This is a genomic window from Pseudomonadota bacterium (assembly GCA_010028905.1).
Lineage (GTDB): Bacteria > Vulcanimicrobiota > Xenobia > RGZZ01 > RGZZ01 > RGZZ01.
The window spans coordinates 1-10,290 of record RGZZ01000151.1; the positions used below are offsets into that span (position 1 = coordinate 1).

The 10,290-nt window shown below is 67.2% G+C and carries 10 protein-coding genes; 2 read left to right on the forward strand and 8 right to left on the reverse strand.

All coding sequences use genetic code 11. The features are described from left to right. From EB084_11975 to EB084_12010, 8 genes are all read right to left on the reverse strand, one after another. Positions 1-553 (reverse strand): hypothetical protein (locus EB084_11975; GenBank protein ID NDD28972.1); only part of this gene is annotated, 553 nt, incomplete at its 3' end. 96 nt (positions 554-649) lie between these two features. Continuing rightward, positions 650-1,906, reverse strand: coding sequence for a hypothetical protein (locus EB084_11980; protein ID NDD28973.1), 1,257 nt, complete (start codon positions 1,904-1,906; stop codon positions 650-652). Continuing rightward, complete coding sequence (locus EB084_11985) at positions 1,903-2,979, reverse strand: diacylglycerol kinase family lipid kinase (protein NDD28974.1); 1,077 nt, start codon at positions 2,977-2,979, stop codon at positions 1,903-1,905. Before EB084_11985 ends, EB084_11980 begins: the two co-directional genes overlap by 4 nt. Further along, positions 2,874-3,584: a CDP-alcohol phosphatidyltransferase gene (locus EB084_11990; protein NDD28975.1), complete on the reverse strand. Its 711-nt coding sequence runs from the start codon at positions 3,582-3,584 to the stop codon at positions 2,874-2,876. Before EB084_11990 ends, EB084_11985 begins: the two co-directional genes overlap by 106 nt. Next, positions 3,581-5,047 carry a short-chain fatty acid transporter gene (locus EB084_11995; protein ID NDD28976.1) on the reverse strand — a complete coding sequence of 489 codons (1,467 nt, stop codon included), beginning with the start codon at positions 5,045-5,047 and terminating at the stop codon, positions 3,581-3,583. The genes EB084_11990 and EB084_11995 overlap by 4 nt, the downstream gene beginning before the upstream one ends. Further along, positions 5,040-5,906, reverse strand: coding sequence for an aldose epimerase (locus EB084_12000; GenBank protein NDD28977.1), 867 nt, complete (start codon positions 5,904-5,906; stop codon positions 5,040-5,042). The genes EB084_11995 and EB084_12000 overlap by 8 nt, the downstream gene beginning before the upstream one ends. A 186-nt stretch (positions 5,907-6,092) precedes the next feature. Next, positions 6,093-6,323 carry a hypothetical protein gene (locus tag EB084_12005; GenBank protein ID NDD28978.1) on the reverse strand — a complete coding sequence of 77 codons (231 nt, stop codon included), beginning with the start codon at positions 6,321-6,323 and terminating at the stop codon, positions 6,093-6,095. A 177-nt stretch (positions 6,324-6,500) separates the two neighbouring features. Continuing rightward, positions 6,501-7,379 carry an acyltransferase gene (locus EB084_12010; protein NDD28979.1) on the reverse strand — a complete coding sequence of 293 codons (879 nt, stop codon included), beginning with the start codon at positions 7,377-7,379 and terminating at the stop codon, positions 6,501-6,503. A 128-nt stretch (positions 7,380-7,507) separates the two neighbouring features. Between EB084_12010 and EB084_12015 the strand changes: the two genes are divergently transcribed. Both EB084_12015 and EB084_12020 read left to right on the forward strand, forming a co-directional pair. Further along, the gene (locus EB084_12015; protein ID NDD28980.1) at positions 7,508-9,721 is read left to right on the forward strand and encodes an ATP-dependent RecD-like DNA helicase; all 2,214 of its coding nucleotides are present in this window, start codon (positions 7,508-7,510) and stop codon (positions 9,719-9,721) included. Between the two features lie 44 nt (positions 9,722-9,765). Beyond that, entirely contained in the window at positions 9,766-10,071 is a 306-nt protein-coding gene (locus EB084_12020; GenBank protein NDD28981.1) for a DUF59 domain-containing protein, read from the forward strand. Positions 10,072-10,290 lie beyond the last annotated feature (219 nt).

Here is a 10,290-nt window from a genome sequence, read left to right on the forward strand (position 1 = left end):
GGTGCATGCCCTTCACCTGTCGCCGGTCGTCGGGGGCGAGATCTGACTCATCGTGGATCAGGGGGCCGACCACGCGCAGCCGTAGCGACTTGCGCTGCGGATCGAACTCAAGCGTGACGTTGCTCTGGGTTCGCCCGACCTGGAACCACGGGGCCGACGCCACGTTCGCCCCCAGCGGCCTGCGGGCCGTTGAACCGATGACGTTGCCCTCGAGGTCGAGGAGCGTGATCTCCTTGAGATGGGGCATGTCGCTCTTGATCGAGGTCAGGAGCGTGTCGAACTCGCCTCGGCTCGAGGCGTCGAAGCGGTGGCCGTGCGTGCGGAGCATGGCGCGCAGCTGCGGGCGCTCCGCAAACTGCGACACCTCGCGCCTGCGGTCGGCGATGAGCGTCTCGATGCGGTCCTGCTGCACGTTGGCGATGGACTCGAGCTGGTTGAAGATCTGCACCAGCAGGGCGCTGCGCGTCATGCTGTACGAGAAATACATCACGAGCAGCATGGGGCTGAGCGAGATCGCCAGAAACCACAGCGTCAGGCGAACCTTGAGCTTCATCTTGAATCACTTGCACCTCACGGCGGTGACTCCTTCAACTTGAGGCTCGCCCTCCTGTCGGCGCCCGCTGCGCGCGCATCGGGCATCGGGCGTGGTTCACGTTGACTCGCGCTCGTCGGAGGGGGGCGTGGTGAGCGGCTGTGGCCGCTTCCACGCGAGATCGACGCCGCTCACCCGCAGGATGACGGGGGTTTCCGAGCGGATGCGACCAAAGCGCATGGCGCGCACGTCGGGCGCGGCTTCCAGACCGGCCTCTCGCAAGGGCTGTGTCCCTTCTTCCTGGCAGATGTGCTCGACCTCGTCGCCGTCGATCAGGGCTGCGCAAGAGATCCAGACCCCTTCGAGGGATTCCGAGACGAGCTCGGTTCGGTAGAGCAGCAGGAACGTGGCGTCGTCGCCGTGCACGTCGACGATCTCGAATCGCAGCTCTCCGCTCTCTCCGAGCGGGGTGAGGTCGAGGGTGAACGTGGCAGACGGCTCGAACGCCCGCGGATCGAATCGATGCGTGAGCGGGGGGTCGAGGGCCACGTCGTAGATGCCTCGCACCTCGGCGCGGAGCGCGGTGCTCGTCTCAAGCGGCGGTCCGATGTAGTATGTTCGCGCGGCGTGAAGGCCGTAGGGCCCGAGGGGCGAGGCGCTCCACCCGTCGCCTGCGCTCAGGCTCAGCGAGATTCTCGGGACGGGCAGCGCGAGATCGTGCGACAGTGCCGCGCTCTTCCACAGCGCCCCCCACGCAGCCCAGCGCGGGTTCACCACGTCGATGGCCACGAGGGTTGCGTGCGCTCCCGCGGCCATCCAGGGCAGGGCGATGGCGCAGGACCCGAGGGATTTGTGCAGGGCGAGTGGCACGCGCTGCCCCGTGATGGGGCGGTCATCGGGCAGGGCGACCTCGCACCGCCAGGCGCCCCTGATCTCCCAGGGCATCGGATGGTCTCGCGCGTCGTCCTCCTGATGGTGAAAGGTGGCCACGGCACGGGGGTCGCTGGCTTCATCGAGGGGATCGAAGGGGTCATGCCCCTGTGGGAAGGGCGGGTCGCTGAACCCGGCGTCGACGGTGACGAGGCGGGTGACGACGAGCGTCACGTCGGTGGCGGCGTGCGGCACGGCGCCGAAGAGAAGCTCGGTCTGCCCCGTCTCCAGCGGCACGGTCGAGACGAGTGGGAGGACGTCGAGGCGGGTTCTGATGTGCCCGTCGATGGTGTCTGTCTCGAGCCGCGCGCTCGAGATGGCGACGGGCATGGGGGCTTCAGTGACGCGGGTTCGCAGGCGGATGCACCACGTATCGAGGACGATCGCATCGATGCAGATCTCGACGCCGAGGTCGGTGGCGCACGCGGAGACAGGGTGTATCAAGATCGATGCGTCCTTTCTGGCCGTCGGTGCGTTCCAGGGCACACGACGCGCAGCGCGCCGGGCATCACCGCGAAGGTGGCAGGCAGCTGCCCGAGCATCTCGCCATCGGCCTCCACGGGCACCACGCCTTCTGCTTCCGCGCGCAGCTCCTGGAGCGTCCACTGGTCGATGAACGGGTGCTCGGCGGGCAGCCCGATCTGAATCAGCGGGCTGTGCCACAGCAGACCGAGGGGGCCGAGATCGCGGATGCGCGCCGCGTCGAGGCGTCCGTCATCGAGCGCCGCGTGCGGCATGGGGTGCATTCCACCGCCGAAGTAGCGCCCGTTTGCGACGATGAGGTTGTTGAGCGGGCGTTCGGGCACCTCGATCCCGTCTACCCACAGGCGCACCGGCTTCGGCCTCGCCGTGAACAGTCGGATGGCGAGCGCCGCGTGATAGCCCAGGGTGCGCCCCGCGAAACGTCGCGTGCGCTCGGACAGCGCCACCACCTCAGCCCCCATTCCCGCTTCGGCGATGTTCACGCAGATCCGGCTCACGGGACTTCCCGCACCATCGAGGCACGTGACGCGGATCGCATCGAGGGCGCTCACCATGCCGCTCACCGCGCACGCCAGCGCTGCGTCGATGGCGCGCGGGATGCCCAGGCTGCGCACGAAGTCGTTGCCCGAGCCCGCGGGCACCACGGCGAGAGCAGTGGCCGAGCCGGCCAGGGCATTGGCCGCCTCGTGTATCGTGCCGTCACCTCCGACCACGATCACCCGGCCTGCGCCGCTGTCGCGCGCCAGCGCCGCCAGACGCTCAATGTCGCCGGGCGCCTGTGAGCGCAGCACGCGGCACGCGGGCAGCAGCCTGCCGATGCGCTCCTCCACCTGCGCTTGCGTGCGCTTGGAGACGGCCGAGGCGTTCATGAGCACCACGGCAGCGTCTCTCTCGCAGGGACCCTGGGGCGCAGCAGATTGCGCGTCGCTCACGAAGTGCGGTCGTTGGGGGTCGAGAGGGTGACGATGAACGAGGCCGCGAGGTAGGCCAGGGGGTAGGAGAGCGAGAGCCAGATGAGGTTCTCGCGCTGCCATTGCAGGCCCAGCAGCAGGGCGCCGAGCAGCAGCACGTACACGGCGCCGCCCACGAGCATGAGGCGGCTGAAAGGCCCGCCGACGGTGGGATAGATGTACTTCACGGGCACGAAGGTCAAGGCGGCGAAGACCAGGCAGATGGTCAGGGCGGTCCAGGGGCCCAGGTGCAGCCAGAACAGGTACAGGGCGATGATGTTCCAGTACGACGGGAATCCGAGGAAGTAGCCGTCCGGCGTCTTGGCGTCGGTCTGGCAGAAGCCGTAGGCGCTGGCGAGCAGCGGGGCGAGCAGGCAGGGCTCGAACCCCGAAGGGAGCAGGCCCGCCCGCCAGATGAGCAGCAGCGGGATCGAGGTGTAGGTGTGGAAGTCGACGATGTCGTCGAGCTTGCGGCCGTCGAACTGCGGCAGAACCGTCTTCACCTCGAGGCGTCGCGCAAGGAATCCGTCGGTGCCGTCGATGACGCAGGCCACGAGCATCCACCAGAATGCGGCTTCGAACCCGTCCGGGCCGCCCCGCAGGATGGCGGCCACCATCATGGCGGCCGCGGCGAGGCCGAGCCCGGTGTAGGCGTGGACGCACCAGGCCAGCGCACGTCGCGTGTTCACGGCAAGACTCCCATCATCGGTGGTACGTAGGGAATGATCTGGTTGAAGCCCCAGACCATCAGGATCACAAGGGGAACGTGAACCACGAACTGCAGCGAGGTGTAGCCCACCAGGTCACGTGCTTCGAGCTCGAGGATGCCGAGCAGCGGCAGCATCCAGAAGGGATGGATGAGGTTGGGCAGCGCCTCGGAAGCGTTGTACACCTGCACCACCCAGCCCATGTTCACCTGCATCGACTTCGCCGCTTCGAGCAGGTAGGGGGCTTCCACCAGCCACTTGCCCCCCGCCGATGGGATGAAGAGGCCGAGCATGGCCGAGTAGATCGCCACCACGACGGGGAACGTGTCATGCGTGCTCACCCGCACGAAGACATCGGCCAGATCGTGGGCCAGCCCAGAGTCGAGCATCATCTGCATGATGCCGGCGTAGAGCGGATACTGGATGATGACCCCTGCCGAGGCGGGCATGGCCTTGGCCACGGCCTTCACGAACGAGCGAGGGCGCCAGTGCAGCAGCAGGCCGAGCAGCAGCAGAAACAAGATGTAGGTGTCGAGGGTGAGCAGCGAGGTCAGGCCTCGCGCGTACACAAGGCTGGCCACATAGGTGAAGCCGATGCCGCAGAGCACGAGGGTGAGCAGCGGCACGTGCTCGAGCCACTCCCCGGGGCGCGTGGGGCGCGCGATGTCGATGGACAGCGGCGTGATGGTGACGCCCATCTGCTCGGCGTCCCGGGCCTGGTCGTCGGGGGGGACCGACATCACCGCGACGGTGAGCGAGACAATCATCAGCGCGGCGGCCATGCACAGGCTCTCCACGCGTCCGATGGTGGCGGTGAGGGGAATGACACCGCTGATGGGCAGCAGGGTGTCGGGCGGCTTCGACATCAGGAGCGCAGCCGATGACGAGAGCCCCAGGGCCCAGATGCTCCCCAGTCCGAGGAAGGCCGCCGCGCCCAGGGCACGGTAGTCGACGCGCAGGTCTCTTCGTGCCGCGATCTGTCGTGCGAGCAGACCGCTGAAGATGAGGCTGAAGCTCCACGACACCGCTGACGACAGCATGCTGAACGTGGCCACGAGGGCCACGGCGCCGCGGCTGCTGCGGGGGCGAGCGGCGAGCGACGTGATGCCGCGATAGACGAGGGGCGACGTGGCGACGGCATAGCCGCTGATGATCACGAGCACCATCTGCATCGTGAACACGATGAGCTTCTCGTTCCAGAAGCCCTTGCCGAACGACGAGGCCATCTCGACCACACCCTTGTGCTCGACGGTCACGGCCAGGCCGAACACGATGCCCACGCCTACCACCGCGAACGCGAAGGCATCTGGGAACCAGCGCTCCGAGGCTTCCGCCAGGGCGATCCCGGTGCGGGAGAGCGGGTTGGTCGCAGCACTTGCGGGGGGGGCTGCCGCCGCGCTCTCGACGGTGCCGCTCGGGCCTGGGGAGGGGGGTGCTTCAGGCATCGATGCGGTCCACGCTGATCTCCATGCGCAGCGCGCGCGTCTCGCCTGGCGCCAGTCGCATCAGGTCGTGGCCTGTGTTCAGGGCATCGCCACGGGCCGTCCAGGGCTCGAGGCAGCAGAACGGTCGGTCGGCCAGGGTCCAGAAGACGAGATAGCGATACTCGGGGCACGCGCTCACCGTGATGCGACGTCCCGTGGCGCGATCGTCGAACGACGCCCGGGGTTCGGTGGCGTCGGTGAAGGTGAGGTCGATGGTGTTCCCTGCCGGTTCCAGGCCCGTGAAGGCCTGTGGCTCGCCGAACGGGTTCTCGGCGGCATGGCGGGCGGGGATGTGGAACAGCAGCGCCTGTTTGTCCGGCGTGGCGAAATAGGGGTGGAAGCCGAAGCTGAAGGGCATCTCGGCGCTCGAGCGGTTCTCGACCGCGTGCTCGATGCGCAGCGCGCCTTGCGTCAGGCGGTATGTGCAGCGCACCTCGAAGGCGAAGGGCCACGACGCTCGCGTCTCGGGGCTGTCAGCGAGCGCCAGGGTGATGTGGTGCTCGCCGCGCTCGACCTCGCGCCACGGCAGCGACCGCGCAAATCCGTGCTGCTTGAGCGCGATCTCAGCCTCTCCCAGGCGGGCGCGCCCCTCACGCAGAGGGCCGCAGATGGGGAAGAGCACCGGGATGCCGCCACGCACGCTTGCGCCGGGATCGTTGAATGTGGCGCGGTCGAGGTAGAGCAAGGGTTCACCGTGCAGCCAGAGGGCGGTGACGATGCCGCCTCGTCGGGGGGCGATGCGAAAGCCGTCACGGCTGTCTCCGATGGTGATCTCTTCAAAGCCTGAGGTTTCGTCAGTCACGTCGTGCGCGTCTCCCATGGGGCATCTCGATCGCCCGTCTCAGACCGAGCCAGCGGCCCTCTCCAGACGGGGTGAGCGGTAATGCACCGCGGCGCGGGCTGCCTCCTTCCGCGCCTGGGCAGGGGAGGGCACACCCGTGCTCGGTTGTGCGAGCAACGCGACCCGCTCCCCGCCGGGAGCCAGCCGCGTCGCCCGCGCAGAGGGCTATCCGCGGATGTAGTCGTCCCATTTCTTGCAGGCCTTGTCTTGAACCTGGGCCTTGTTCACGGTGACCTCCTGCTGCATCTCGAAGATGGCGGTCTGGGTGTCTTGCAGCAGCTTCCACCGCTCCATCTGCTGCTTCTGGTTCTCAGCCGCGATCTGGGCCTGGACGGTGAGGGCGTTCTGGAGATCGGTGTTCTGCAGGTGCTGCAGTCCCATGAGATTGGTGAGCATGGTGCCTCCTGACGTGATCTCCTCGCATGCCGACTGTAGCCGACGTGAGGGGATGACCTCCAGAGACGGCGTGTGTTCACCTTGTTACAAAGTATCGATTCTCTTTTCTGCTCAGAACGGAAAGAGGGGACCGTGCGGTCCCCTCTCTGATTGCGCAGGTCGATGCGCGGTCGTGGGTCAGAGCTGGTAGGCTGCGAGCGCCTGGTACGACTCTGGACGGCGGTCGCGGTAGAACTGCCAGACGTTGCGAACCTCTTTGATCATGTCGAAGTCGAGGTCGGCCACGATGACCGCATCCTTGTCGCGGGGGCCTTCGGCGATGAGCTGGCCGCGGGGGTTGCAGAAGTAAGACTGGCCGTAGAACTCGCCGATGCCCCAGGGCTTCTCGGTGCCGACACGGTTGATGGCCCCCACGAAGTAGGCGTTGGCCACCGCGTGGGCGGGCTGCTCGAGCTTCCACAGGTACTCTGACAGGCCGGCCACCGTGGCCGAGGGGTTGAACACGATCTCGGCGCCGTTGAGGCCCAGGGCGCGCGCGCCCTCGGGGAAGTGGCGGTCGTAGCAGATGTACACGCCCACCTTGCAGAACTGGGTGTCGAACACCGGGTAGCCGAGGTTGCCGGGCTTGAAGTAGAACTTCTCCCAGAAGCCGGGGTGACAGTGGGGGATGTGGTGCTTGCGGTACTTGCCGAGGTAGCGACCGTCGGCATCGATGACCGCGGCGGTGTTGTAGTAGACGCCGGAGATCTCTTCTTCGTAGATGGGCACCACGATGGCCATGCCGTGCTTCTTGGCGAGCTCTTGCATGAGCTTCGTGGTGGGGCCGTCCGGGATCTGCTCGACCAGATCGTACCACTTGATGTGCTGCTCGGCGCAGAAGTAGGGGCCGTAGAACAGCTCTTGCAGGCACAGCACCTGGACGCCTTTGCTGGCCGCCTCTTCGATGAGCTTGATGTGCTTCTCGATCATGCCGTCCTTGATGGCCTGCACCGAGTCAACCGCGGGGTCTTTCACCGTGGCGGCCTGAATCAGACCGCCCTTGACGATTCGTGCCATGACGCCCTCCTCTACGCTTGACCGAGCCGCCCTGCGCGAGCCTCGGAGGCGTTCTTTATTGTGCAGCCTCCTCCACACTTCCTCCAGGGTCGGAGGAACCCCCGGGGGGCGTGGGGGAAGTGGAGGCGATGATGTCGCTGTTCCCGGATGCCGAGCTTGCCGCCGCCTCCGAGACCGCCCCCGGCGAGGTGGAGGGGGTGGTCGATCGGGTCGTGTTCCACGATGCCACCAAGCCGTTCACCATCGTGCGGGTGATGCTGCGCAGCGGTCAGATGACCTCGGTGGTGGGCCCCATCGATCTGCCTCGCCTGGCCACGTGCTATCGCTTCGTGGGCGAGTGGACCACCCATCGCGACTACGGCCGACAGCTCAAGGCCTGCTGGTACGAAGAGGTTCTCCCTAATTCGACCGCGGGGGTCGAGAAGTACCTGGCCTCTGGCCTGGTGAGGGGTTTGGGGAAGGGGCTGGCCAGGCGCATCGCCCGACACTTCGGGGCCGAAGCCCTCAATGTCATCGATGCCGAGCCGGAGCGGCTGCTCGAGATCCCCCGCCTCAGCGAGGAGGTGCGCGCGCGACTGGTGCGCGCGCTCGAGGAGCGCCGGGCCACGCGCCGCGTGATGACGTGGCTGGCCTCGCACGACGTGCCGATGCACGTGGCCGGCAAGATCATGCGGGTGTACGGCGCGCGCACCATCGAGGTGGTGCAGAAGTCGCCCTACCGCATGGCCGAAGAGGTCTTCGGGGTGAGCTTCAAGACCGCCGACATGGTGGCCCGCCGACTCGGCGTCGCCGCCGACGACCCGTTCCGGTTGCGGGCGGGCGTGCAGTACGCCCTCAAGTCGGCGGAAGATGAGGGGCACATGTTCCTGCCGCGCGAGGTGCTCGACAAGAAGGCGGCCGAGCTGCTCGAGTCGTCGCCCGAGGCGCTGGCGGCCCCCATCGAGAGCGCTTCGCTGGCGGGGCGGGTGATCATCGACGATGATCGCGTCTACCTGCGTCGATGCTACAATCTCGAGACCCGCATCAGCGAGCAGCTGGCCGCGCGTCTCGAGACCTCGGGCCGCGAGGCACCAGACGAGGGGCGCCTGGCCGAGATCGAGCGCAGCCTCGGGGGCATCGAGCTCGCGGCGCTGCAGCGCGAGTGCCTTCGCCGCTCTCTCGAGGCTGGGGTCTTCATCATGACCGGCGGCCCGGGTACGGGAAAGACCACGACGGTGCGCAGCATTCTCGCGTGGTGTGAGATGCAGGGCCTGAAGGCCGAGCTGGCCGCGCCCACGGGGCGCGCGTCGCGACGGCTCTCAGAGGCCAGCGGCGCCGACGCGCGCACCCTGCACCGCCTGCTCGAGTACGTGCCCGCCGAGCACGCCTTCATGCGCGATTCGACGCGTCCGCTCGAGGCCGACGTGGTCATCGTCGACGAGGCGTCGATGATCGATGCGTGGCTCTTCGCCGCGCTGCTCGACGCGCTCCGGCCCGAGACGCACCTGGTGCTTGTGGGCGACGTCGACCAGCTGCCGTCGGTGGGCGCGGGGTGCGTGCTGCGCGATCTCATCGCCTCAGAGCGCCTTCCGGTGGTCTTCCTCAACGAGATCTTCCGCCAGGGCGAGGGCAGCTGGATCATTCGCAACTCGCACCGCATCAACCGCGGCGAGCTGCCAGAGAAGGCGCCCAGGCCCGAAGAGTCTGACTTCTTCTTCATCGAGCGCGACACGCCGGAAGAGGTGGCCGATCTCATCTTGTCGCTCTGCTCCACCCGCCTCCCCGGTCACTACGGGTTCAACCCGGTCACCGACGTGCAGGTGATCTCGCCCATGTACAAAGGCGAGGCCGGGGTGCTCAGCCTCAACGCCGCGCTGCAGGCGAAGCTCAATCCTCCGGTGGTCGATGGGGCGCCCGAGGTGTCGGTGTCGAACGGCAAGGCGCGCACGGGTGACAAGGTCATGCAGATGCGCAACAACTACGACAAGGGCGTCTTCAACGGCGACATGGGCATCATCGAGGCCATCGACGCCGAGAGCCGCAGCCTGATCTTTCGCCTGCTCGGTCCGGCATCCGATCCCGTGACGTACACCTTCGATGAGGCCGGCGAGCTCTCGCTGGCCTACGCCTGCAGCGTGCACAAGAGCCAGGGAAGCGAGTTCCAGGCGGCGGTGGTGCCGGTCACCACCCAGCACTACGTGATGCTGCAGCGCAACCTGCTCTACACGGCCGTGACGCGTGCCCGTCGCCTGGTGGTGCTCGTGGGTTCGCGCCGCGCCCTGCGCGTGGCCGTCGAGAACGACAAGGTCGAGAAGCGCTACACGTGGCTTGCCGAGCGCCTGAAGGAGATTGCCGCGGGGTAGGGAAGCCCACGCGCAACCGTACACTTTTTATGGAGGCAGCAGCCATGGTCACTGAAGAGAAGGTTCTCGAAGCGCTCAAGCAGGTCTATGATCCCGAGCTTCCGGTCAACATCGTCGATCTCGGGCTCATCTATGGGGTCGAGATCAAAGAGGCCGGCAACGTCAACGTCACCATGACGCTCACCACGCCCGGTTGCGGCATGGGCACGTTCATCGCCGCCGACGCCAAGGCCCGTGTCGAAGAGGTCGAGGGCGTGAGCGAGGCCAACGTCGACATCACGTTCGAGCCGGCGTGGGAGCCTTCGCGCATGTCTGACGAGGCCGCCCGTCTGCTGGGCGCGAACGACTGAGGCGCGCGCTGCAACAACCGCTTGACGCCGCTCTTGAGCCGCGCGCATCGCGCGGCTTGCGGGTGGCTTTTTTCTTCTCTGCTGCGTGCGGAGGCGCTGCGTTTCTGCTGCTGCTGCTGCACGCCCTGGGGTGGCTCTGGTTTCCCGTGCAGCACGACTACGGCGAGGGGTATGTGCTGCAGCTGATGGACGCGGCGGCGCACGGTGCGCCTCTGTACC

Bases quoted from the DNA above. Each gene is read 5' to 3' on its own strand.
- EB084_11985 (NDD28974.1), bottom strand. From the start codon at position 2,979: ATGGCAGCGCGAGAACCTCATCTGGCTCTCGCTCTCCTACCCCCTGGC.
- EB084_12000 (NDD28977.1), bottom strand. From the start codon at position 5,906: ATGGGAGACGCGCACGACGTGACTGACGAAACCTCAGGCTTTGAAGAG.
- EB084_11995 (NDD28976.1), bottom strand. From the start codon at position 5,047: ATGCCTGAAGCACCCCCCTCCCCAGGCCCGAGCGGCACCGTCGAGAGC.
- EB084_12020 (NDD28981.1), top strand. From the start codon at position 9,766: ATGGTCACTGAAGAGAAGGTTCTCGAAGCGCTCAAGCAGGTCTATGAT.
- EB084_12015 (NDD28980.1), top strand. From the start codon at position 7,508: ATGATGTCGCTGTTCCCGGATGCCGAGCTTGCCGCCGCCTCCGAGACC.
- EB084_12005 (NDD28978.1), bottom strand. From the start codon at position 6,323: ATGCTCACCAATCTCATGGGACTGCAGCACCTGCAGAACACCGATCTC.
- EB084_12010 (NDD28979.1), bottom strand. From the start codon at position 7,379: ATGGCACGAATCGTCAAGGGCGGTCTGATTCAGGCCGCCACGGTGAAA.